This is a genomic window from Armatimonadota bacterium, assembly GCA_013359125.1.
Lineage (GTDB): Bacteria > Armatimonadota > Fimbriimonadia > Fimbriimonadales > GBS-DC > JABWCR01.
The window spans coordinates 90,861-112,899 of record JABWCR010000001.1; the positions used below are offsets into that span (position 1 = coordinate 90,861).

The 22,039-nt window shown below is 58.2% G+C and carries 23 protein-coding genes; 6 read left to right on the top strand and 17 right to left on the bottom strand.

Annotation, left to right across the window (positions count from 1 at the left end; all coding sequences use genetic code 11):
• Window positions 1-121: 121 nt before the first annotated feature.
• Entirely contained in the window at window positions 122-865 is a 744-nt protein-coding gene (locus HUU60_00450; GenBank protein NUL81177.1) for a hypothetical protein, read from the bottom strand.
• A 96-nt stretch (window positions 866-961) separates the two neighbouring features.
• Here HUU60_00450 and HUU60_00455 point away from each other — a divergent pair, with 96 nt between their 5' ends.
• A complete protein-coding gene (locus HUU60_00455) occupies window positions 962-1,528 on the top strand; it encodes an antibiotic biosynthesis monooxygenase (GenBank protein ID NUL81178.1) in 567 nt (188 codons plus the stop codon).
• A 164-nt stretch (window positions 1,529-1,692) separates the two neighbouring features.
• Here the strand turns inward: HUU60_00455 and glmS are convergent, their stop codons facing one another.
• The 4 genes from glmS to HUU60_00475 are packed head-to-tail and all read right to left on the bottom strand — an operon-like array spanning window position 1,693 to window position 6,614.
• Window positions 1,693-3,525 carry a glutamine--fructose-6-phosphate transaminase (isomerizing) gene (gene glmS, locus HUU60_00460; GenBank protein NUL81179.1) on the bottom strand — a complete coding sequence of 611 codons (1,833 nt, stop codon included), beginning with the start codon at window positions 3,523-3,525 and terminating at the stop codon, window positions 1,693-1,695.
• Between the two features lie 3 nt (window positions 3,526-3,528).
• Window positions 3,529-5,196: a SurA N-terminal domain-containing protein gene (locus HUU60_00465; protein NUL81180.1), complete on the bottom strand. Its 1,668-nt coding sequence runs from the start codon at window positions 5,194-5,196 to the stop codon at window positions 3,529-3,531.
• 10 nt (window positions 5,197-5,206) lie between these two features.
• On the bottom strand, window positions 5,207-6,037 hold the full coding sequence (locus tag HUU60_00470) for a sugar phosphate isomerase/epimerase (protein NUL81181.1): 831 nt from the start codon (window positions 6,035-6,037) through the stop codon (window positions 5,207-5,209).
• 4 nt (window positions 6,038-6,041) lie between these two features.
• The gene (locus HUU60_00475) at window positions 6,042-6,614 is read right to left on the bottom strand and encodes a response regulator (GenBank protein NUL81182.1); all 573 of its coding nucleotides are present in this window, start codon (window positions 6,612-6,614) and stop codon (window positions 6,042-6,044) included.
• Between the two features lie 88 nt (window positions 6,615-6,702).
• On the opposite strand from HUU60_00475, the gene HUU60_00480 reads away from it, so the two are divergent.
• Window positions 6,703-7,287 (top strand): hypothetical protein, encoded by a 585-nt coding sequence (locus tag HUU60_00480; GenBank protein NUL81183.1) that lies wholly within the window; start codon window positions 6,703-6,705, stop codon window positions 7,285-7,287.
• 3 nt (window positions 7,288-7,290) lie between these two features.
• Here the strand turns inward: HUU60_00480 and HUU60_00485 are convergent, their stop codons facing one another.
• The 4 genes from HUU60_00485 to HUU60_00500 all read right to left on the bottom strand — a co-directional run bounded on the left by HUU60_00485 (window position 7,291) and on the right by HUU60_00500 (window position 11,897).
• Window positions 7,291-8,724 (bottom strand): SpoVR family protein, encoded by a 1,434-nt coding sequence (locus HUU60_00485; GenBank protein NUL81184.1) that lies wholly within the window; start codon window positions 8,722-8,724, stop codon window positions 7,291-7,293.
• Window positions 8,721-9,884: a DUF444 family protein gene (locus tag HUU60_00490; protein ID NUL81185.1), complete on the bottom strand. Its 1,164-nt coding sequence runs from the start codon at window positions 9,882-9,884 to the stop codon at window positions 8,721-8,723. Before HUU60_00490 ends, HUU60_00485 begins: the two co-directional genes overlap by 4 nt.
• Window positions 9,885-10,259: 375 nt before the next feature.
• Window positions 10,260-10,448, bottom strand: coding sequence for a hypothetical protein (locus HUU60_00495; GenBank protein ID NUL81186.1), 189 nt, complete (start codon window positions 10,446-10,448; stop codon window positions 10,260-10,262).
• 435 nt (window positions 10,449-10,883) lie between these two features.
• A complete protein-coding gene (locus HUU60_00500) occupies window positions 10,884-11,897 on the bottom strand; it encodes an aminotransferase class I/II-fold pyridoxal phosphate-dependent enzyme (GenBank protein NUL81187.1) in 1,014 nt (337 codons plus the stop codon).
• A gap of 237 nt (window positions 11,898-12,134) precedes the next feature.
• Here HUU60_00500 and HUU60_00505 point away from each other — a divergent pair, with 237 nt between their 5' ends.
• From HUU60_00505 to HUU60_00515, 3 genes are read left to right on the top strand one after another with little or no spacing between them, the layout of a single operon-like run.
• Window positions 12,135-12,383 carry a zf-TFIIB domain-containing protein gene (locus tag HUU60_00505; protein ID NUL81188.1) on the top strand — a complete coding sequence of 83 codons (249 nt, stop codon included), beginning with the start codon at window positions 12,135-12,137 and terminating at the stop codon, window positions 12,381-12,383.
• 5 nt (window positions 12,384-12,388) lie between these two features.
• A complete protein-coding gene (locus tag HUU60_00510) occupies window positions 12,389-13,396 on the top strand; it encodes a TerC family protein (protein NUL81189.1) in 1,008 nt (335 codons plus the stop codon).
• Complete coding sequence (locus HUU60_00515) at window positions 13,397-14,239, top strand: universal stress protein (GenBank protein ID NUL81190.1); 843 nt, start codon at window positions 13,397-13,399, stop codon at window positions 14,237-14,239.
• A 9-nt stretch (window positions 14,240-14,248) separates the two neighbouring features.
• On the opposite strand, the gene HUU60_00520 is transcribed toward HUU60_00515, so the two are convergent.
• Together HUU60_00520 and HUU60_00525 are read right to left on the bottom strand one after the other, a co-directional pair.
• The gene (locus HUU60_00520; protein ID NUL81191.1) at window positions 14,249-15,616 is read right to left on the bottom strand and encodes a sugar ABC transporter ATP-binding protein; all 1,368 of its coding nucleotides are present in this window, start codon (window positions 15,614-15,616) and stop codon (window positions 14,249-14,251) included.
• Between the two features lie 3 nt (window positions 15,617-15,619).
• On the bottom strand, window positions 15,620-15,883 hold the full coding sequence (locus HUU60_00525) for a septum formation initiator family protein (GenBank protein ID NUL81192.1): 264 nt from the start codon (window positions 15,881-15,883) through the stop codon (window positions 15,620-15,622).
• Between the two features lie 86 nt (window positions 15,884-15,969).
• On the opposite strand from HUU60_00525, the gene HUU60_00530 reads away from it, so the two are divergent.
• Window positions 15,970-16,326 carry a hypothetical protein gene (locus HUU60_00530; protein ID NUL81193.1) on the top strand — a complete coding sequence of 119 codons (357 nt, stop codon included), beginning with the start codon at window positions 15,970-15,972 and terminating at the stop codon, window positions 16,324-16,326.
• Here the strand turns inward: HUU60_00530 and HUU60_00535 are convergent.
• From HUU60_00535 to HUU60_00560, 6 genes are read right to left on the bottom strand one after another with little or no spacing between them, the layout of a single operon-like run.
• The gene (locus HUU60_00535) at window positions 16,323-16,739 is read right to left on the bottom strand and encodes a cell division protein SepF (GenBank protein NUL81194.1); all 417 of its coding nucleotides are present in this window, start codon (window positions 16,737-16,739) and stop codon (window positions 16,323-16,325) included. The two genes, HUU60_00530 and HUU60_00535, sit on opposite strands and share 4 nt — an antisense overlap.
• Window positions 16,740-16,762: 23 nt before the next feature.
• Window positions 16,763-17,440 carry a YggS family pyridoxal phosphate-dependent enzyme gene (locus tag HUU60_00540; GenBank protein NUL81195.1) on the bottom strand — a complete coding sequence of 226 codons (678 nt, stop codon included), beginning with the start codon at window positions 17,438-17,440 and terminating at the stop codon, window positions 16,763-16,765.
• A complete protein-coding gene (gene phoU, locus HUU60_00545) occupies window positions 17,427-18,134 on the bottom strand; it encodes a phosphate signaling complex protein PhoU (GenBank protein ID NUL81196.1) in 708 nt (235 codons plus the stop codon). The genes HUU60_00540 and phoU overlap by 14 nt, the downstream gene beginning before the upstream one ends.
• A 46-nt stretch (window positions 18,135-18,180) precedes the next feature.
• A complete protein-coding gene (locus tag HUU60_00550; protein NUL81197.1) occupies window positions 18,181-19,329 on the bottom strand; it encodes a homoserine dehydrogenase in 1,149 nt (382 codons plus the stop codon).
• Window positions 19,316-19,729, bottom strand: a complete 414-nt coding sequence (locus tag HUU60_00555; protein NUL81198.1) for an acetyl-CoA carboxylase, biotin carboxyl carrier protein — start codon at window positions 19,727-19,729, stop codon at window positions 19,316-19,318. Before HUU60_00555 ends, HUU60_00550 begins: the two co-directional genes overlap by 14 nt.
• 46 nt (window positions 19,730-19,775) lie before the next feature.
• The gene (locus tag HUU60_00560; GenBank protein ID NUL81199.1) at window positions 19,776-21,962 is read right to left on the bottom strand and encodes a hypothetical protein; all 2,187 of its coding nucleotides are present in this window, start codon (window positions 21,960-21,962) and stop codon (window positions 19,776-19,778) included.
• Between the last annotated feature and the right edge of the window lie 77 nt (window positions 21,963-22,039).

Sequence of the window (22,039 nt, forward strand, 5' to 3'; positions counted from 1 at the left end):
GACGAGTTGACGAGGTTCCCTGAAGAATCGGCCGTTGAATCAGCATAGTCGCTGGCAACGGACTGACCAGCGCGTTCGGTCCAGTGTAATCGAAACTGCCCGAAACTCGCCGCCGCGGCCATCAAGGCCGCGCACACAAACATTGAGCGCATCCTTTCTGGGCCTCCAACTCTTTGGTTTCAGCAGTTATCGGTTGGCCGTCAAAGACGCGAACTCGCAGAATCAGCTCCAATGCGCGCCCTTTTCCATCAGTGGCGGTTCCGGTCGCCCAAATGCCGCCGCTCTCGTCCAGCGCTAGCCGATCGAACAAACCGGAAAATCCTTCCGGCAAACGCATCATCCGCGCGCCGTGCAATGGACCGTATGCAAACTCGATTTCCCAGTCGTTTGACGGAACGCCTTCGCGGGCATCCATCTTGACAATAACGGGCGCGGCGACCGGACCAATAGCCAACGAGCCAGCCGCATAGAGATTTCCGAATCGATCGAGCAGGATGGCCGAAGCCTGTTCCGCGCCGTCTCCCATATCCATTCGCCTTGTCCACTCAATCCGATAATCGTTCTCCGAATGCCGCTTGTACTTGCGGACCACAAAGTTCCCGTCCGTGCCCGCAACGTAAAGATTGCCAAGCGGATCGGTGGCAAGGCTGTTTCCGCGACTGCCCTGGACATTCCAGGTGTCGCTCCAGACAACGTTGTCTTCCGAGTTTCGTTTGGCTATCCAGAGCGTCGGGTTTTTCCCATGGCTACCGGTTTCAAAGATGTTTCCATGTCGATCGACTAGGGTAGAGCGAATCTGAGGCGGCTGCGCCAAGGCGCACAATGCAAAAAGCAATGCGAGCGAAACGCCGACTTTGCGAAGCATGGCGATCCTCCAGTACGGATTTAGTGATTACCGCTATTTTGACAGCATGAAGCGGTGAATAGGTTTCGGCAGTTTCAATCCCGGTATAATCGCGCTATGCAAGAGATCATGGTCATCGGGCACGCGCATAGCGATCCGGCCAAGCCGGAGCTGGCGATGGAGGTCTTTCGGCAATATCAGACCATACTGAGCGAGTTGGACGGTTTTCGATCCATGACCTGTTGGCAAGCCGTAGAAGACCCGACCGAGTTTCGCGTGGTGCGCCACTATCGGGACGAGGCTTCGGCAGAAGCGGGAGAGGCCGCGCTGATCGAGAGCGACGCTTTCGAACTGGTTATGGAAGCCTTTATCGATACGGCCGACGTCCGCCGCTACATGATCGACGGCCGGTCGTCGCCCAATACCATGCCGGTGGGGGCTTACGCCTCCTTTAGCGTGACCCAAAGCCCCGCGGGCGAAGAGACCGAAGTAGAGCAAGACCTGAGCCTGATTTTTGAGAATCTGAAGGCGATCCCGGGCTATCGGGGCGGCATGTTCGGGCGAAACGTATCGCTGACCTCGGAGGTCTTGGGCTTGGCATTTTGGGACAGCATCGACGCCTTTGTCAAGTCGTTGCCAGAGAAGCCGGTCTTCGTAGTGAAGGCGTTCCGCCGCGTGGCATAGGCGCTCTTCGTGCCTGTTCTTGTGCTACATTTTTCTAGAAGGCCGCTACAGTGCGCTCCGCCGCATTTTCTGAACGTGTCGCCGGGAGGGCGAGCGTCCCCGCGAGCCGCTGACCGGAACGCCAGGCTTCCGCCTGGCCCGGCAGAAGCCTGGCGATCCGAATACTACTCCACCGTTACGCTCTTGGCCAGGTTGCGCGGCTGGTCGATCTCGCAATCGCGCAATCGAGCGACATGATAGGCCAGAAGCTGCAATACGGGCGCCGCGCTGAGCGGGGAGAGCGCCTCGCATTGCGCCTTAGGCAGATAGATCGTGTGGTCCGCCTCTTGAGGCAATAGGTCGTCGCCCTCGTTCGTCAACAGCAGCACCGTGCCGCGCCGCGCGCGCACCTCTTTGATGTTCCCCAGAATTTTCTCGACCGTGTGGTCTTGGGTCGCCACAAAGACGGCCACCACCCCCGGCTCTATCAGCGCCAGCGGCCCGTGCTTCATCTCGCCGGCAGGGCAATCTTGCGTGGGCACATAGGCAATCTCCTTGATCTTCAACGCGCCTTCCAATGCAGCGTAGGCGTCCACTCCGCGCCCTAGGTAGAACGCCAAGGGCATCTCCTTGATCGCCTTAGCGATCTCGATCACCTGTGGCTCGGTCTCCAATGCGCGGCTGATATCGGACGGCGCGTGCATCAGCGTCCGAACAGCGCGCTTGTACTCCAGACTGTCGATCGAATCGCTCAGTCGAGCGGCGTGCAACCCGATTAGATAGAGCAGCGCCAGCTGAGTGGTATAGGCCTTCGTCGAGGCCACGCTGATCTCCGGCCCGGCTTGGGTATATACCGCCTGATCGCATTCGCGAGCGATGGCGCTGCCGACCACGTTGACCACGCCGATGGTTGTAACGCCCGCCTCCTTGCAAAGCCTTAAGGCCGCCAGCGTGTCTGCGGTCTCGCCCGACTGGCTGACGAAAATGCCCAGCGTCTCCGGCGTCAGAATCGGGTCTCCATATCGAAACTCTGAAGAGAAGAAAGTCTCGACCGGACGGCGCAGCCACTTTTCGTAGGCCGCCTTAGCCGCCAAGCCCGCATGATAGGCCGTGCCGCAGGCGACGATGATCCAACGGTTCCAGCGCGTCCAATCCTCGGGTTGCAGGCGCATCTCCGAGAAGCGAATCTCGCCCGTAGGCATCAAGCGGCCGCGCAGCGTGTCTCGCACGGCTTGCGGCTGCTCGTTGATCTCTTTGAGCATGAAATGCTCGTATCCGCCCTTCTCCGACGCTTCCGACGACCAATCGATATATTGCTCCGGTCGCTCCACTGGGCTTGCGTCGCGGTCGAACACCCTGGCGCACTGAGCGCTGAGGCTGGCAATGTCGCCGTTCTCCAAAATCACCACTCGCCGCGTATAGTTGAGCAGGGCGTGAATGTCGGACGCCAGAAAATTCTCGCCTTCTCCCAACCCCATCACCAAGGGCGAATCGTGCTTGGCGGCGATAATGCGGTCGGGCTTGTCCCTAAGCATCACGGCGATCGCATAGGAACCGCGTATCTTCTTGAGCGCGGCGGCCACCGCTTGCTCGGGTTGGTCCCACTGATCCAACTGCTCCTCGATCAGATGGGCGAACACCTCGGTATCGGTGTCAGAGGCGAGCGTGTGTCCGCGCTCGGCCAGTTCCTTTCGAAGCTCCAGGTAGTTCTCTACAATGCCGTTGTGCACCACGGCCACCCGACCATCCTCGTTGGTGTGGGGATGCGAATTGGGGTCGTTGGGGATGCCGTGCGTTGCCCATCGGGTGTGCGAGATCGCCATGCCATGGCCTTGCACGCCGTCCAAAAGCTCGGTCAGCTGTTTGATTTTGCCCGCGCGTTTCAAGACGTTCAGCTCTTTGCCGCTCCAAAAGGCGACCCCCGCCGAGTCGTAGCCCCGATACTCCAATCGTTGGAGCGTATCGAGCGCGACATCGACGGCCGAGCGAGGGCCGACGTAACCCGTTATCCCGCACATGTCCTATTTCGCCTGGTTCGCTTTGTTGGCCTTGGCCGCCTCTTCGGCCATCTTCTTCTGTTGCGCTTGTTGCTCCATCATCGCCTTCTGCTCTTCGGCGCGCTGTTTAACCATTTGATCGAACAGATCCTTGCGCTTGTCGGTCGCTTCTTTGGCCAGTTCGCTCATGTTGTGCTTCTTGGCGACCTCGCCGATTCGCTCGGCCAAACCGAAGTGCTCGGGCTTGTAGGCGTTGGCCAAGGCGATCTCGAGCGAATCTTTGGCCGCTTTCTCCTCTTTGTTCGCCAACAGCCTCTCGGCAAAGAGGATTCTCAGCTCGGCGTCTTCTGCTCCGCCCTCGTTGAAAAAGGCCCGAAGCGCGCCTAAGAGTTGATCGTTATATTCAGCCTTCTGCTTTTCGTCGGCAGGCAGGGCGGCTAGCTCCTTCAGCACTTCAATTTGAAGGAACCGAGCCATGATCGACCAGCGAGGCTGGCTGAGCGATTCGTCGATCGCCTTGAGCGCGGCGGTGCCGGCCTTCATCTTCTCGGCGGCCATCGGGTGCGGATTCATCTTCCAGTCGCGATAGGCCTTGATGAGCGGAATCTTGATGTCGGTCTTGTACTCTTGGGTAGCCGTTGAAGTCGACTTGAAGAACTCCTGCTGAGCGCGCTGGTTGGCGTACTGCTCGGCATATTCCTTTTTCTTCTCCTCAAAGTCCTTCGGTAGGTTGGGCTTGCGACTGACCATCTGGTAGAGGAAGAACGACTTACCATCCGAGGCCTCGATCAAGTCCGACGTGCCGTTGACCGGAAGCGCAAGAATTTTGCCTACATCCTCGGGCTTCAGGCGATAGCCCAGCATGTTCTGCACGTCGCCATACCGCCCCTTGTCGATGATTCCCTTCTGATTCTTGATAAAGTCCACGTCGTCGCTGAATTTCTTGACCGCCTCTTCAAACTTCATGCCGCCTGCGACAGCGGCCTTCGCCTCTTCGGCCTTCTTCTTCGCCTCTTCGACCGAGCGCTTATCGCTATTGAGCACGATTCGCGCCGTCTCCACCTCGTCGTAGCTCAGCTTGAGTTGCTCGTCGTTGGGCAGATACTTGGACTTCAGCGAATCGATCCATTTTTGCTGGGTGGCTTGCAACACGAACATGGTCTCGTCCTGCTCCATAAATCGCTTTTCCAAATCGGCCAGAGACATGCCGTACTGCTTCTTCATCTCCTTGTCCAAGTCGGCGTCGGTGCCCTTGCCGTCCTTTAGCAGGCTGGCTCGATAGCTGGCCAGTTGGTCGCGGAAGGTCTTCTCTTTGAACGCGTCGACCTCGCGGCCGCTCGCCAGCATTCCGGCTTTCTTGGCGGCCTGGACGAAAGCCTTTTGATAGGCTAACTGATTGATGGCCTGATCGATCGACTGAAGCTCGCTCGCCGGGCCGGAAGAGGGATTGAACTGCTGGTTCTGGCGAACGATCTTCATCACCTCTTCGCCATAGATCGACTCTTTGCCAACGGTGGCGATTACCTCTCGATCCTGAATGGCGTTGCCGTTTTGGCCGCCCATCAGATCGGTAGGGCCCGACCAAAGCGAGACCATGCTCAGCGCAACGATCAGCGCGCCAATGACGACGAGCCACCGAACGCCCTTCTTTCTCAGCGTGTTTCTTATCGAACGAACTGTTATTCCAGCCATTATTGCCTCCTCAGTTAAGCCGTCTTCTGACGGCATTTAGGCACAGGTCGGTTACATCGGCCTGACTCATGCCATCTTTCTTGGCGTGCGTCTCTATGGAGACCGCGCCCTTGTAGCCCGCCTCTTTGAGACGCGCAAACTGAAAATCGAAATCGATCTCGCCTTCGTCGATCCCCGCCCATTCATAGCCTTCGTCTGTCTTGCGCGCGTCCTTGACGTGCGCGTGCGCGATGAAGGGCAGGGCCGCCAGCAACCCCTCGTTCGGATCGCCTCCCGCGCAAAAGGCGTTGCCCGGATCCCACACCATCTTCAGCCAATCGCCGACGCTTCGCACAGCCTTGGCCGTCTCCTCCCCCGTGCCGAGCCAGCACGAATGCTCGTTCTCCAGTGCGAAAACGATCCCATATCTCTCTGCAATTCCTTCCAATTCCGCCAACTTTTCGACAATCGAACGAAAAATTTCATGCGATAGATCGCCTCGCTTCCAGAAACTAAATATTCTTACGATTGGGCACTCGAACGAGTTCGCAATTTGACAGGCGCGCTCGGCAAGCGCGAGTTGCTGTTCCAAAGCGACGTTCGATGCGCCATGAGTCGCGCCGACCGGCTCGGCCACTGCCTCAAGATCGGCCTTGTAGACCGGAGAAGCGAGGCAACAGACCGAAATGCCACGCTCCTTGACGAGCGCTCGGGCCGATGCGAGCTGTTCGTCGCTGGCTTCGCAGAGGTTGACGCCCCAGGCCGAGCGAAGCTCCACGGCATCGAGCCCGCGAGATTGGGCGTAATTGAGCGCCTCGCTCAAATCTTGGCTCACCTCGTCCGTGATGATCGACAAGCGCACCAGACTAATCTCCGTGAGCCAGCAGAATCGCCTCGGCGACCTCGCGCATGGTCTTGCGCGAGTTCATGCTTTGATCCTGAATCCGTTTGAAGGCGTCCGGCTCCTTTAGATTGTATAGGTCCATCAAGATTCCCTTGGCGCGCTCGACCAATTTGCGCGTTTCGAGCCGCTCTTCCAGCGTCTTCACCTCGCTTTCCAATGCCAAGTTCTCTTGAAACCGCGAAAGCGCAATCTCGAGAGTCGGCATCACGTCTCGCGAACTGAAGGGCTTGCCCAGGTAGCCGTAAACGCCCGCGTGCGCCGCGCGTTGGATCGTCTCCGAGTTGCCAAAAGCGGTCAAAAGCACGACGGGCGCCAAACCGTCTTTGTGCAGCGCCTGAGCCGCATCGATTCCGTCCATCACGGGCATCCGCACATCCATCAGCACGATGTCCGGCTTAAACTCGCGCGTCATCGCAATGGCTTGCTCGCCGTCGCCCGCCTCGGCATGGACGATATGCCCCAAAGCCTCTAACTGTTGCTTTAGGTCCATCCGGATGATCGGATCGTCGTCGGCGACCAGAATGCGATAGGGCAATAGGTTCGATTCTCCTGCGTAAATTGGCCTTTGATGATACCTGAACGGGAAGGAGCCGTCCGTCCGGGCGCGAATCGGTTAGGCCGGTATGAGCTTCCAACATTCGCACTATCAAATTCATCAAAAGCCTTTTGTGCTTGCGGGCGGCGAGTTTAGGGCATACGATCCTACTGGCGCATTGTGCTTCTTCGTGCACAAGAAGGGCTTCAAACTCAAGGAAGACATCCGGTTTTACGCCGATACGACCAAGCAAAAGGAGCTCCTAAGCATCCAGGCCCGGCAGATTATCGACTTTTCGGGCGTGTACGACGTAATGGACTCGGAGACCGGCGAGCGGCTAGGCGCGGTTTCCAGAAAGGGCTGGAAGTCGATGATCCGCGACGAATGGGCCGTGCTGGACGCCAACGACAATGTAATCGCCACCATGCGCGAAGATTCGACTTCGCGGGCGCTGCTCAGGCGCTTCATCGGCGGCCTGATCGCGATGATCCTTATGCCGCAGTCCTTCAGAGTGTTGAACGAACAGGGGACGATCGCCGAGGCATATCAAAATCGCAATCCGCTCGCGCCGAAGCTGAGTGTTACGTTTTCACCCAGCGGGCCTCCCGTCGATCGACGACTCGCGCTCTCGGCCATTCTCCTACTAATGTGCATTGAAGGTCGAGAAGGATAGAGCCTACTTGGCGATGTGAGTAACCGACTGACCGTCGCAGATGATGACGATCTCTTCGTCGTCGGCCACGGTCTCTAATCGCACAGGCCGGCCCCAAAGCTGCGCTATGCTGCGCAGGCAGCGGCTTGTTCGCGCCATGTCCAACGGCTTGCCGTCATAGTGGTGCCTTAGATAAAGCTCGCCCCTGTGCTCGTAGTCGCCGTCCTCCACCGTGATGATAGGCACGCCAAAATTGGTCAGTTGCTCGGCCAATGCGTTGCGGACCTTGCGCCAGTCGGTCTCGTCCACCACCCAGACCAATTCGCCCTCGCGCTCCTCTATGCGATAGGTGTAGAGATCGAGCTCCTTGACCAGATTGGAGGTCAGATACTTGTGCAGAAAGCTCTGGTCGTTTTCCGCCTCGCGCACCTCAAAAATCTTGGACATGCCCTCGCCGGTCGGACGGTCGATGCGCTCGCCCATCCAGTTCTCTTCCGGATCGTCGGCCTCTTCGCCGTTCCAACGCCGTTCGATGCTACGGAAAATCTTGTAACCGACGTAGTACGGGTTCATGCTGGTGCGCGATCCCGGCTGGAGCACGCTGGAATGCATCCGGCGAAACTGCAAGTGCTCCTCGGCGGTCAAGGGCAAGTTCTCCAGAATGCGCTCGTGCCAAAACGATGCCCAGCCTTCGTTCATGATCTTGGTCTTGATCTGGGGCACAAAGTAGAGCATCTCCTCCCGCACGATCTCGACCACGTCGCGCTGCCAATCCTCCAACACTTTCGAATGGTCGCGGATAAAGAGCAACAGGTCTTTCTGGGGCGATGCGGGAAACCGGTCTTTGTCAACAGGCGTCTCAGGCTTTGGATCGACCATGTAGATCAGGTCGTCGTAGGAGGTTTCGCTTTTTCGAGCCTCTTTCTTCTTTTCTTGGGCCTTGGGCTGTTCGATAATCGGATCGATATGCTCGTCGATGGAGAGCAGCGCGTCCAACAGACTCTCTACCTCGGCTGGGCCGTGCTTCATCTCGTACTGTCGAATCCGCTCCGCGTGAAGCCGGCATCGTTCGATCATCTGGCGATTGGTGTGACGAAACGTCATGTTGTGCTTAAAAAAGTCCGAGTGGCCGTAAACGTGCGCGATGACCAGCTTGTGAGACAGCATGTCGTTCACATCGAGCAAAAACGCTTGAGAAGGATCCGCGTTGAACACCAGTTCGTAGATTTTGCTAACCCCATACTCGTACATCGTCTTTTGCACGTGGTAGTCGCGGCCGTACGTCCAATGCGAAAATCGCGCGGGCAGGGCGTAGGCGCCCAACTCGTAGATGACGTGCGCCGGCGCGACCTCAAAATGGACAGGGAAGGGATCCAGGCCCAATTCGTGCGCCTTTTCCCAAATGATGTCGATCCATCGCTCCAATTCGGCATGTTCGGTCTGCGTCAGAGCGCTCATAGGCTGGCCACTTCCTTGTGATTGCTGAAGAACAGCTTCAGCGCGGGCCAAACGTCCTCTTTGTTGGCGATCTTGACAATCACTACGCGGCCGTCCTCGCCAAAGGCGTCGTTTAGCGACTGTCCGAGCGGCGCCAGAGCCCCCGCCTGACCCCAAAGATCGTTCGCAATTTCGCCGTAGCCGACCAAGTTGCTATAATCGACCAACTTCTTCATGTACTCCACGACCTCGCTGTCGCCCCAGTTGTAACCGTCCGAGAACATGAACGGATAGATGTTCCATTCCCTCGGATTAAACCGCTTCTCGATCACCTCGATGGCCAATCGATAAGCGACCGACAAGCGCGTGCCGCCCGAATCGCCCGCGGCGAAAAACTCGTGCTCGTCCACTTCCTTTGCTTCCGTGTGGCAAGTGATAAAGACGATGTCCGCGCTGGCATACTTCTTCTTAAGAAACCTCAGCATCCAATAGTAAAAGCTCCGGCAGATATAGGCTTCGAATTCGCCCATGCTGCCGCTCACGTCGCGCATGGCCAGGATGACCGCGTTCTTTTGCTTTTCGGGCACGATCTCCCAAGATTTGAACCGCTTGTCCTCGTCCTCGATGTTCCAGCCCGGAGCGCCTTGCGCCGCATTGCGCTTGTAGGCGTTGATCAATGTGCGCTTTCGATCCAGATTAGACTGCGGCCCGCGCCGCGCCAAAGTGTCGAACCGAACCTGATCGGACAGGATGTCTTTGGTGCCTTTGTCCCGCAAATTGGGCAGGTGCAGGTCTTCGAACACCATCTCGGCGATCTCTTCGATCGTGAACTCGGCTTCGTAAAAATCGACGCCCGGCTCGGTGCCCGCTTGCTTGCCGGCCCCTTCGCCCGGTTGCCCCGATCGACCGATCACGTCGCCCGGCTTGGTGTTGCCTTGCCCTTGCCCGACGCCTTTCTTGCCATGAGGATCGAAGCGTATGTGGGGCAATTCCAGCCCGCGAATGGGAATCTTGACGATTTTGCCGTCGTCCGCCGTGATGATATCCTGATGGCTGACCAGATCGCCTAAGTTTTCTTTGATCACCTCTTTGATCTTGTCGTTGTGGCGAAGGCGATCCTTCTCGGCGCGGCGATGCAAATCCCAAGAGTCGGCGGACAGCCAGGGATCGGAAACGCCCATTTTTGTCGTTTTTTCTTCTCTGCTCATGTTAAGCACCCTCAATGTTGGATACGAACGAGGCCGCGTCGCCGTGCCCTTGCCAACTATTAGTATTGTCGGCGGCGGTCAAAGGTTCTCTCTATAGAGAGAGGCGATGGGAGGGAGCAGTGGTCAACCCGGCGGGCGCGCGCATTTTGGGCGTCCCCATTGCTATCGCGCCACAAACGTATGAGGATTTGAATCAAACGCGCGCTTGAACATCGTGCGAGCACGATCCTCTTCGCCTCGTTGCCTGTGAGCATCGCCAAGGCAGTAGCAGGCAAGAGCAGTCAAGCGGAGCGATGCTGTAGAGCCGCCTCCCGGTCTCCGGGTCGTACCCTCTCGCGCCAATGTGCGTCAAACCGCCCGTGCGCCCGACACCGACGCGCCATAGGCGTCGAACACCGGCGCAGTCGAGTACGTGCCCAATCCGTACCCGATGGGGATTAACTGGCCTTCCCCAGCTTGGAACGCCAGGCTCCCGCCTGGCATCTCGCCCGGAGTTCCCTTGGAGCCGCTCCTAAACTTGATCCCTCCTCGTTTCATCGTTATCATCTAACTACCTATTGTCCGCATTGTGTCGAGTTTCCTGCCTTGTGCCCTCGTCCCTCTCTAAGGACGCCAGGCTGCAGGCTGGTCAACCGGTCTCTCAATGTACCGCCAGCGCCCTCGCCGGCCGATGTTCGGGCCGCCGGGACGGCGGCGGTACTGATGCTCCCTGTACAGGCCGCCTATTGCCTGCGCAGGGTCTGATTCGTGCTCAAAGTTGTGCTACAGATCGAAAAAATCCCATTCGCAACAGGGGGTGGAAGGGAGGGCGAGCGTCCCCGCGAGCCAAACTCAAAGTTGTGCTACAGATCGAAAAAATCCCATTCGCAACAGGGGGTGGAAGGGAGGGCGAGCCAAACGGGAATCTGTGCAAATGTAGCACAATTTTGAGTACGAATCGATCCCTGGAGGCGTAAGCAATGTTCGCGTTTTCTACCTTCCCGCCAATCGCTCGAACCCCTCCACCGCCTTGTCGATGTCCTCGTCGCTCACGTCGAAGTGGGTGACTAAACGCAGGCGGCGGGCGTCGAGCGCGAGGCAGAGAATGCCTAGATCGCCCAAGGCGCGCTCAATCTCTAACGCAGGCCGCTCCGTCTCCACATAGACCAGGTTGGTCTGCACGCTCGAAAGATCGACCCGAAAGCCGGGCACGTTGGCGATTCCCTCGGCCAGTCGCCGCGCCCGAGCATGGTCCTCGGCCAATCGGTCGATCATGCTCTTCAACGCCACCAAGCCGGGAGCCGCCAATACGCCTGCCTGCCTCATGCCGCCGCCGAAGAGTTTGCGAACCCGATGCGCGCGAGCGATAAAATCTTGCGGGCCGACCAGCAGACTGCCCACCGGACATCCGAGTCCCTTGGAGAGGCAGAACATCAGCGAATCGACCTCGGCGGCAATCTGGCAAGCCGGCACGCCCAAAGCTACCGCCGCATTGAAGACCCGAGCGCCATCCATATGAACGGGGATTCCCTTGGCAGTTTGCCGGACATTGCGGAGGCTTTCCAAAGGCCATACCGTGCCGCCGCAACGGTTGTGGGCGTTCTCCAGGCAGATCAGGCTTGTGCCGGGCGTATGGTCGTCTTCTGTGCGGATCATCGAGCGCAGCGTGTCGGCATCGTATTGGCCGTCTGCGGTCGGAATCGCCTCGACCATGACGCCGGAGAGCGCGGCCGGGCCGCCTAGCTCGTAATGGATGATATGGCTCTCGCTATCGGCCAGTATCGCGTCGCCCGGCTTGGTCCAAACCTTGATGGCGATCTCGTTCGCCATGGTGCCGCTGGGCACGAAGAGCGCCGCCTCTTTGCCCAAAATCTCTGCAGCGCGGTCTTGCAGGCGATTGAGCGTCGGGTCCTCGCCATAGACGTCGTCGCCCACTTCGGCTTCGGCCATGGCGCGCCGCATTTCGGGCGTCGGCTTGGTTACGGTGTCGGATCTCAGGTCGATCATAGGAGGAATCTTAGCAGAGGGGTACAAGCCATTGGGTATAATGCCGCCGACCCCGAAGGGGAGTAGCGCCTGCGATCAGCAGAGCCGTCGTCGTCAATACGCTCCAAAAGAGCCGGCCCGGCCCAAAGCGCAAGACCTTCACCGAGCTGAAGGATTCTTGTCGCGCGGCACGGGTCGGGAGGGGCGAAACCTCCGATATATAGAGTGGCGATTTGCCATGTGTGGAGGCGACAGGCGATGCTTTGTCCGAAGTGTCACGACCAAGTCTTGGTCGTATTGGAGCGGTCTGGATTAGAGATCGAATATTGCGGCGGGTGCCGCGGCGTTTGGCTGGATAAGGGCGAACTGGAGAAGTTGATCGCGCTGGAAGGCAGCCAGCCAGTGCGTCAAGAGCGACCTCGACAGAACCGCGAAGATTGGGACGACGACGACCGGCGCGAAAGGAAGCGCGGCGGGTTCTTGCGCGATCTGTTCGATTTCGACTAATCCCCATGGAGCTTGCCAATATCTCGCTGTGGATCTGGGGCACATTCTTAGGCGTCATTTTTGGCTTTCTAGCGCTCGATCTGGGCGTTTTTCATCGCCAGGCGCATGTCGTGCGGATGCGCGAGGCGCTGATCTGGAGCGTCGTTTGGATCATCGTCGCGCTGATCTTTAACTTGGGCATCCTGCTTTACTGGGATCGCATACAGCCCGACAGCGCTTACAAGAACTCCGAAGCCGCGATAGCTTTCTTTGCGGGCTATCTGGTAGAACGCGCGCTGAGCATCGACAACATTTTTGTGTTTTTGGTCGTCTTTTCCTACTTTCGCGTTCCGCCTCAGTATCAGCACCGGGTGTTGTTTTTGGGGATCATTGGCGCGCTGTTCTTTAGGGCGCTGTTTATTGCGCTTGGCGCGGCGCTGATTTCGGCTTTTGCCTGGACGATGGTCGTTTTTGGGCTGTTTTTGATCGTTACAGGCATCAAGATGATCAAGGTGAGCGGCAAGACCATCGATCCGGGCAAGAATCCTGTCATCCGGATATTTGCAAAGATTATGCCCACCAGTCCCGACTATCACGGTCAGAAGTTCTTCGTTCGGCAGAACGGCGTTCTTTTCGCGACTCCTTTATTCGTCGCGCTCTTGGTGGTCGAGTTTACGGACATTATCTTCGCGGTCGACTCGATCCCAGCGATCTTTGCGATCACGCAAGACACCTTTATCGTCTTTACGTCCAACGTCTTCGCAATTTTAGGGTTGCGGGCGCTGTTCTTTGCCGTAGCCGGGCTAATGGAGCTGTTTCATTATTTGCATTACGGCTTGGCCGCGGTGTTGGCGTTTGTCGGCGTCAAGATGCTGTACGGCTATGCAGAGAAGGCCATCTTCCCAGGTTGGCCGCACTTTCCCATCATGGTATCGTTGCTCGTCATCGTGATTATCTTGGCGGCGTCCATCATCGCGTCCGTTGTCAGGCCGGTTGCGCAGGCAGAGGAAGAGAGCGTCGCCAAAGGAGCCTAAATGGTCAAGGTCGTCGTCGGAATCGATTTTGAAAACTATCAGAAAGCGATCGCGCTTTTGAAGGCTTTGCGATTTGAACAGGCTGAAGCGCACTTGCTGCACGTCGTGGAGTCGATTTTTCCGGACAAGAGCTTTCCGTCCTTGTCAGAGGGCCATCCGATGGCCGAGGTGTTTGCCGAAATGGAGGAGCGCGGTCAAGCCGAGTTGGCCAATGCTGCGGCTCTGATTGCAGGCTCCGGCTACGTCGCGACCACCGAGCGTCTAAAGGGCGATCCGGCTCGGCGCTTGATCGAGACCGCAACGCGTCGAAACGCCGATTTGATCGCTGTCGGCGCGCAGCCCAAGACGGCCTGGGAATCGCTTTTCTATGGCAGCATCTCCAAAGCGCTTTCGTCATCGGCAGAGCAGTCGATCTTGGTTGCCAAGAGCGAACCCAAGTCTACGGAGGCTTTGACGGCGGTTTTGGCGACCGACCATTCGACCTACTGCGACCAATCCATTGAGAAGTTCATGAGTTGGAAGGCACATGGGGTCGGTCGATTGTTGATCCTGACCGCCATCGAAGCAAAAGCAGTCGCCGATGCCGGCGAATGGAAGGAGATGGCCGTTGACAAGAACCAAGCCCTTTGCGATCGGTTCTCGGCTCTGGGGATCGAATGCCAAAGCAGGGTTACGGAGGGCAGGGCGCAGCAGGTTATCGCTTCGGCGATGAAGGAGACGGCGTCCGATTTGCTGATTATGGGCGCGCGCGGACATGGTTTTTGGGATCGCGCTCGCTTGGGCAGCGTCTCTCATTTCGAACTTGTGGCCTCGCCGCACAATGTGCTCGTGATGAGGGTTTAAGGCAGCGGTTCACCCCAGCAGCGCTTGCCAAACTTCGTCTTGGGCTTGGGGGTCGTACTCGCCCAGAATCCGTCCATCGCGCATGGCCAAAATCCGGTCCGAAAGCGCGAAGACCTCTTCTAGCTCGGAAGAAACCAGCACAACCGCCTTGCCGTCATCGGCTAATTGGCGTATAAGGCGGTGGATTTCGACCTTTGCCCCTGCATCGACGCCTCTGGTAGGCTCATCTAACAGCAGAAGGTCGTGTTCGGCGAGAATCAGCCTGCCAAGGAGCGCCTTCTGTTGATTGCCGCCGGAGAGCGACGAGACCGGTTGTTCGACGCTTTGCGATCGGATGGCCAGTCGTTCGACTATGCGTTTTGCGGCTCGGCCTTGAGACTTTTGGTCGATCCATCCAGCGCGACCGTGCCGATGAAGCGAGCCGAGGGTGAGATTGTCCTTAAGGCTCCTGGACAGAGCCAAGCCGAACCGCTTGCGATCTTCGGGCAGATAGCCCGCGGGATGTCGATGAAGAATGGACCGAAGCAAGGAGGTGCGGCCAGAACCCACCAAGCCCGCAATGCCCAGTATCTCGCCACGGTCGATCGCCCATCGAAAGCCTCGATGATCGTGCTCCAGCACGGGTTGCCTCTCTTTGGGGCGGGCATTCCGATGGCTTTCAGTCTTTTCCGGTTTGCGACCCAGCATGTGTTCTATGACTTGCTCGGGAGTTGTTTGGGAGGACTCGAAAACCGTCCTGCCGTCCCTCAGCACGACGATGCGGTCGGCGATCTCGAACGCTTCGCGCAAACGATGGGTGATGAAGACCATTCCGACTCTTTGGCCTTTGAGCTCGCGCATGAGTCCGAAAAGCCTCTCCGATTCTGGCTGACTGAGCGCGGCGGTCGGCTCGTCGAGAACTAGGAAGGTTGCCGCCCGGCCAAGCGCCTTAGCGATTTCTGTCAACTGTTGCTGGGCGACAGTAAGGCGCGCAACGGGCCGATCAAGGTCGGCTTGTAGTCCCGCGCGCTGCGATAAAACCGATGCTTCGGCGTACTGGCGTCGCCCCTTAAGCCAGCCCCAGGCGTTCGGCTCGCGTCCCAGAGTCAGATTTTCGGCTACGGAGAGGTGCGGACAGAGGCTGAACTCCTGGCAGATCATCGCGATACCGAGGCGCATCGCCGTTTGTGGGTTTAAGCGGTTTATCCTGCGACTATCGATCTCGATCGTTCCAGAATCGGGCTGTTCTGCGCCCGAGATCACTCGCATGAGGGTTGATTTTCCCGCGCCGTTCTGCCCGAGCACGGCAACAATCTCGCCTGGCTTTACGACGAGGTCGGCCTCGACCAGCGCTTGGGCGCTGCCGTAGCTCTTGCTGATCTTGCTGAGTCGAAGCAACGGTTATCGATCGATGATGGCCGGTTTCTCGCCCGGCGGCACATAGCCCGCTTCTTGCGCTTTTTCTTTGATGACTTCGGGATCGTTGACGCGCTGCAGAGACGCTTCCGCATCGGACTGCTTCTGCTTCAACTCGTTGTATTGTCGCTCTTTTGCGGCCAAGAGGTTCTTTTCTTGTTGGAGCCTTTTGTATCCCGGAGCGAAGGCGCGCGCAAAGAGGATGAGGGCAATCAGCGCGATGGCAATCACTAGAGCGCCTCGGTTCACTTTTCTTTTCCTGCGCGGTCTCCGGTTCATTTTTTGTCTGGTTGGTCGATAATTAGGGTAGATTATGGCGCAAGTGGAGCAACGGCTTGTCGGGTTCTAAGAGGGTTCTCTTCGCTCATAAGAGCGAGGAAGAGTTTGCCCGCCTGTTGGACTTTTATCAGGTTCGATGGGAGTACGAGCCTCGGACGTTCGTATTGGAGGCTGCCGACGACGGAAGCCCCGTGGAATCGTTCACCCCTGATTTTTACTTGCCCGATCATGATCTTTACCTTGAATTGACGACGCGGCGCGGCAATCTATCGCGCCGCAAACTGCGCAAGATCGAGAAACTGATGCAAGCCTACCCCAGCATCCGGGCGCGGCTGATCGATCCGGCTCAGTTTGACGCTATCATGCTGGGCCGCGAGAACGACTGGCGCCAGCCCGAGGACGAGACGCCTTAGCCCAAGTAGTCCGGCGCTTTGGTGATCTGTCCCGTGATTCGGACGACCGCCTCGTGCGGAGCGTACAGGAAGACGTTCTCTCCAATCTTCTCCACGGTTCCTTCGAGCGTATAGACCACGCCGCTCATAAAGTCGACGATTCGCTCTCGCTCGTGGGGCGCCGTCAGAGACAGGTTTAGGATCTGCTGGCTGCCGCTCTTAAGGCCGTCTGCCGCCGATCTCGCGTCGGCCAGTTCTTGCAGATCTTTGTGCACGTGCACCTCGTAAGGGTGGACGCGCCGCACCTTGGGCGTCATGATGTTCGGTTCGTCTTCGAACTCCGTCTCGTCGTCGCCTCTGCCAAAAAAGCCCTTGACCCAACCGATCGGGCCTCGCCGTTCTTCAGTTACATCGACATCATCATGATAATGCATCTTCATCCCTCCTGGATGATCGACTATCGATCTCTCGGTCCAAACAGCGCCGTGCCAATACGAATCTGGGTAGCGCCCTCCGTGATGGCCGCTTCCAAGTCGTGGCTCATGCCCATCGAAAGCGTTATACGCTCCGTTCTATGTAGCCGCTCGAACGTCTGACGCGCCATGGCAAAGGCCGGACGGACTGCTTCTGGGTCGTCGGTATAGGCTGGAATCGCCATGACGCCGCCAATCTTCAAGTTTGGCATTGCGCGCGCGCTGTCGATCAAACGGTCGAAGACTTCGACCGTCGCGCCGCCTTTAGACGGCTCCTCGCTGACCTTGATTTGGATCAGGATCGACTGAATGTGTTCAAGTTTCGACGCCCAAAGTTGCAATTCCTGCAACTGTCGGAGCGATTCGACAGAGCATACCCAATGAAATCGTCCGATCAGGTATTTTGCTTTGTTCGTCTGAAGCCTGCCGATAAAATGCCATCGGGAATCTGAAGGCATTTGTTCAAGTTTCGCTTTCGATTCTTGCCAATAATTCTCGCCAAAATCGCGCAGTCCCAAAGCATAGGCTTCTGCGATTCGGTCGATCTGGACGCCCTTTGTTACTGCGAGAAGCTGAATCTCGGACGGGTCTCGTTGGGTTCGGGTTGCGGCTTGGGCGATTCGGTCTTGAAGGATTAGGAGCGATTCTCTAACGGATGCCATCTGAGGTCTGGTCTTCCAGGCTGCCGCTCTTGTGCGTCTTGGCCAGATGATCCAGCTTGCCGGTTTGCATGAACCAAACGCGCTCGACGATGTTGGTGGCATGGTCGGCCACTCGCTCCAGGTAGTGCGCGACGAGGAGGAGCCACGAGCCGGTTACGACCTTGGCCGGGTCGTCTGTCATCTGCTGAAGGAGCTGGCCTCGCATTTCTCGATAGAGAGCGTCTACCTCGTCGTCTTGATCGCACACGCGCTGAACCATCTCTAAGTCGCGATTGACGAAAGCCTCAAGGCTCTCGCGCAGCATCTTTCTGGCCACGTGCGCCAGTTTGGGCACATCGATCATCGGTTCGTAGCCCGGCTCTCGCGCCAGTTTGCGGGCCGATTTGGCGATATCGACGCTGTAATCGCCCACGCGCTCGATGTCGGTGATCATCTTCATGGCGGTGCCGATGATGCGCAGGTCGCTGGCCATAGGTTGTTGCAGGGCGAGCAGTCGGAGGCAGTGATGCTCGATGTCGATGTCCATCTCGTCCACCTCGTCGTCGCGGAAGATCACCTCTTCTGCAAGATTGAGGTCGCGCTTGACCAGGGCTTCGACAGAATCGGCCACCATGCCTTCTACCACCGCGCCCATTTCGAGCAGTTTGTTCTCGAGCTGCTTCAGTTCGCTGTCAAACGCCTGACGAGTAAACACGATACCCCCTAAGATGATTCGGCTATTGTACCCGCCGCGCCGAACTCTAACTTAGGAAACGGGCGAAGGCAGGCGGCTGTTCCCAGCAGGGCAAGCCTCGCAGTTCTTCGAACTTGCCCAAGAACGAAAGGGCCGACATGCTGGCCACTATCGAGCCTTCCATCGCCTCTTCTATAACCGCACCGGCGATGGCCAGGGTTTCGAGAGGGAGCGATTCGCCCGGCCTCAATCGACCCGCAATAAGCCACCGCGCGGTCCATTCCTGTCGGTCAATCTGGGCTTGAGCGGTTGGCAATCGATAGGCGGAGCCGTTGTTCAGGGCGTCGCCCAACATTGCGGTCGCAGTGGCTTCGCCCCCTGCGCCGGGTCCGGAAAGAAAGAGGTCGCCGAACGTCGGTCCGCTCAGGAAGGCTCCGTTCAAAACGCCGTGCAGGCTCGCCAGTGGAGAATCTTGCGGGACCAAAGTCGGCAACACGCTGAGTTCGTCCGCTCGATACCGGGCAAGCAGTTTGACCGCGCAGTTTCTTCTTTGTGCTTCTGCCATGAGTTCAAGATTGACCTCCCGAATCCCATGACACAGTACGTCCGCGGGGTCAACCCATTGGCCTTGCGCTAGCGAAGCAAGAATGGATATTTTGTAGACCGCGTCCAAGCCGTCCACGTCGGCAGAGGGGTCGGTTTCGGCATAGCCTTTCTGCTGAGCGTCTCTCAGCGCGGCGTCAAAATCCATCTCGGGCATTTGGGTCAAGATGTAGTTGGTCGTGCCGTTCAATACGCCGCTCGCCTCGGTTATCGGCACGCTGGCCAAAGCGCCTCTCATCGTGGAGACGATCGGGATCGCGCCTCCGACCGCCGCATCGAAGTAGAGCGACCCGCCCAAGGCCGACAGTTCCGCGCCTTTCTTGGCGATCAATTCCTTGTTGGCGGTTACCACCTTCAAGCCCCGTTTGAGCGCGGTCGAAACGAGTTCGAAGGCTGGATGCAGTCCGCCCATCGCTTCAAACACGATGCTCAGCGTCGTATCGTCCAATAGATCGGCGGCTCGGACGGTCAAAGGTAAACCATTCGATGGTCGATTTGCATTTCTTACAAAAGCGCCTGAAAATTCGATTTGAGGAGCGTGTTCGAGGATTAATCGATGAAGAGCGCGCCCGACCGTGCCGTAGCCGAGGAGCGCGGCTTTAAGGTTGCTCATCAATGTACATCAGCGGCTCGCCTGCATGCACCAGAGAGTTGTTTCCGGCGACGATCTTCGTAATAACGCCAGAACAAGGCGAAGGCAGTTCGTTAAACACTTTCATTGCTTCGATGATGCATATCGGCTGGCCTTCTTGCACCATGTCGCCTTCTTTCACGTAGGGCGGATCGTTGGGCGAGGGGCCGCGGTAGAACATCCCCATCATGGGCGCTTCGATGGCGCGACCGTGCGATGGCGATTGGGCCGTCTCTTTTGCGGCTATGACGACGGCCGGATTGGCATCGGCATCTCGGCGCAATTCGACAGAAAGCTCCGAAGTTTCGATGGACAACTCTTCCAGCCGCTGGCGCTCCATGATCTCGACCAGTTGCTGGACCGTCTCGAAAGAGGGTCGCATAGAGAGATTATAGCGGATGGGCGCCAGGGCCCATCCGCCTAATCGATTATTGCGGGCAGCAACCGAGGCCGAAGTTCATAAGGACGGTGGCCAAGTCGACGTCGTCCACCCGGAAGTCGCGATTGGTGTCCTCGGTGAGACTTGGGCCAAAGTCTCCGAAGCGCATCAGCACGCGCGCCAGGTCGTAATCGTCGATGCAGCCGTCTTGGTCCACGTCGCCTTGCCAGTATCCTCTCGGATTGACCGCGCAAACCACTGCGCCGTCGCCTCGACCATAGACCATTTGGATTTCGTCCTTTGCGAACGACATGGCCGTTACGCCCTGGAATCCGCCCGTCTCCAAGTCGATGCGATTAGTGAGGGTTCGCAGGTTGAAATCCCAAAAGTTGAGAGAACCGAAGTAGGAAGAGCCGTCAAACTCGAACACGCCGGTGGCCAAGGTGCTGCCGTCATCGGAGAACTTGACGACGTTCACCCCGCCCGTATGCGGCAGAGCCGCCTCCTGTTCGCCCGTCTGGATGTTCCAGACAGTGGCTTGGCAACCGATCGGGTATCGATCTGGGGACTCGTCGCCCTGGCCGATGATCACTCGAAGACCGTCCGGCGAGAAATCGACCGAATTGGCCTGTGCTTCAGAGAGGAGAAAGCGCCGAGTAGGATCGAAGCTATCGAGCGTCCAGATTCGCGCGCCGCAATCGTAGAGGGTGCCTTCGGCGACGTAACCGCTGGCTGTGGCGATCATCGTACCGTTCCGAGAGAAGGCAACGGAGCGAATGGGCGATGTGTGGCCTTGATATTCGGTGTAAAGTTCGCCCGTATCGACGATCCAAAGACGCAACATGCAGTCGGTGAACCGATAGCCTTGAGTCGATTCGTACGAAGCGTCGCCGCCGGCGGATGCCAGCATGGTTCCGTCGGGCGAGAATGCCAAGCCCCGGACGGTCGCATAGTGGCCATAGAGAGTTTGAACGAGTTGTCCGTTCGACGATCGCCAAATGTGGATATCGGCGATGCCATCGATGGGGTCGCCGCCGGTTGCGATCAGAGAGCCGTCGGGCGAGATCGCGATCGCTCGGATCCGCGATTGAAATGGTCCGAGCACAGCTTGGGTCTGGCCGGTACAGACAGAGATGATCCTGAGCAAGTCGTCCCCGGCGGCGACGGCGGCGATGTCGCCGCTGGGCGACACAGCGATCGCGCTGATGGGGTTGTGGTATTCGGCGTAGTCTCTAATCTGGACGCCTGTGTTTGCGTCCCATTCGAACACGGCGCGGTCGTCGCCCGAAGTGTAGAGCCGCAGACCATCGGGAGAGTAGAGCGCCTGGGTTGCACGCCCGCGATGAGCGATGACCGAAAACGCCGGAGCGTGGGGGATGGTCAGCCAGACTCGAACGGTGCCGTCCGAACTGGTGGAGACCATGCGTCCGCCATCCGGCGCATAGGCAATACTGGTAATCTCGTCCGTATGGCCATGGAACGAACCGATCTGCGTGCCGGTTAACGTGCTCCACTCACGAATGACGGGATCGGCCGAACTACCGCCGGAGCAAAGCCGAAGACCATCAAGCGAGTAAGCTAAAGATCGAACAGGACCTTCAAACGGTCCGATCTCTTGAACCATTGCGCCGGTCGTTGCGTTCCAAACGCGAATCGTGCCGTAGTTGTTGGGAAACGTTCCGTCTAGTCCGCCCGTAGCGATAGTCTGGCCGTTGGGACGAAATGCGAGCGCGGTCAGGTTTGCGCTGTGGACGAGAATCTGAGCAATGGGGGCTCCAGTCTCTACATCCCACAACCTGACTCGTCGGTCGTCGTGGGCGGTGGCCAGCCGAGAGCCGTCGGGCGAGAATGCGACTGCCTTGACGCCGTTGACAGGCGCAGCGAGGGTGCGGACATAGTTCCCTACTCGCGGCTCCCATATGTGCGTCTGGCCCCATGCCTCGCCCGCCGCTAGCAGTGAGCCGTCGGGCGAGAATGCGAGCGTTCGAACGCATCCAAGGTTGAATCGGGCCAGCGTGCGCTCGAGTCGACCGGTCAGGGTGGACCAGATTTTGATCGTTCGGTCGCAGAAACCGGCCGTGGCCAGCCACAGACCGTCCGGCGACTGTGCTATCGCCTCGACTCCGTTGGCATGGCCGCCCGCCATCCACTTGATAGTGGGCGGGTTCTGCGCCAGAGAAGCCCCAAATATCAAAACGGCAAAAAGCGCCGTCAGCAAAGCTCTCTTTCCTGCCATCGACACACCTCCGGGAGTTGCCCAAACAGAAGGAACTCTTCCTGAGAAAGTATAACACGGATTTTGCCGGGTATGCT

Coding starts and splice junctions, on each gene's coding strand:
- HUU60_00455 (NUL81178.1), top strand. CDS start 962: ATGCAAGAGATCATGGTCATCGGGCACGCGCATAGCGATCCGGCCAAG.
- glmS (NUL81179.1), bottom strand. CDS start 3,525: ATGTGCGGGATAACGGGTTACGTCGGCCCTCGCTCGGCCGTCGATGTC.
- HUU60_00555 (NUL81198.1), bottom strand. CDS start 19,729: ATGCGACCCTCTTTCGAGACGGTCCAGCAACTGGTCGAGATCATGGAG.
- HUU60_00550 (NUL81197.1), bottom strand. CDS start 19,329: ATGAGCAACCTTAAAGCCGCGCTCCTCGGCTACGGCACGGTCGGGCGC.
- HUU60_00510 (NUL81189.1), top strand. CDS start 12,389: ATGGAGCTTGCCAATATCTCGCTGTGGATCTGGGGCACATTCTTAGGC.
- HUU60_00495 (NUL81186.1), bottom strand. CDS start 10,448: ATGAAACGAGGAGGGATCAAGTTTAGGAGCGGCTCCAAGGGAACTCCG.
- HUU60_00450 (NUL81177.1), bottom strand. CDS start 865: ATGCTTCGCAAAGTCGGCGTTTCGCTCGCATTGCTTTTTGCATTGTGC.
- HUU60_00560 (NUL81199.1), bottom strand. CDS start 21,962: ATGGCAGGAAAGAGAGCTTTGCTGACGGCGCTTTTTGCCGTTTTGATA.
- HUU60_00535 (NUL81194.1), bottom strand. CDS start 16,739: ATGCATTATCATGATGATGTCGATGTAACTGAAGAACGGCGAGGCCCG.
- HUU60_00485 (NUL81184.1), bottom strand. CDS start 8,724: ATGAGCGCTCTGACGCAGACCGAACATGCCGAATTGGAGCGATGGATC.
- HUU60_00465 (NUL81180.1), bottom strand. CDS start 5,196: ATGGCTGGAATAACAGTTCGTTCGATAAGAAACACGCTGAGAAAGAAG.
- HUU60_00490 (NUL81185.1), bottom strand. CDS start 9,884: ATGGGCGTTTCCGATCCCTGGCTGTCCGCCGACTCTTGGGATTTGCAT.
- HUU60_00505 (NUL81188.1), top strand. CDS start 12,135: ATGCTTTGTCCGAAGTGTCACGACCAAGTCTTGGTCGTATTGGAGCGG.
- HUU60_00500 (NUL81187.1), bottom strand. CDS start 11,897: ATGATCGACCTGAGATCCGACACCGTAACCAAGCCGACGCCCGAAATG.
- HUU60_00515 (NUL81190.1), top strand. CDS start 13,397: ATGGTCAAGGTCGTCGTCGGAATCGATTTTGAAAACTATCAGAAAGCG.
- HUU60_00480 (NUL81183.1), top strand. CDS start 6,703: ATGAGCTTCCAACATTCGCACTATCAAATTCATCAAAAGCCTTTTGTG.
- HUU60_00540 (NUL81195.1), bottom strand. CDS start 17,440: ATGGCATCCGTTAGAGAATCGCTCCTAATCCTTCAAGACCGAATCGCC.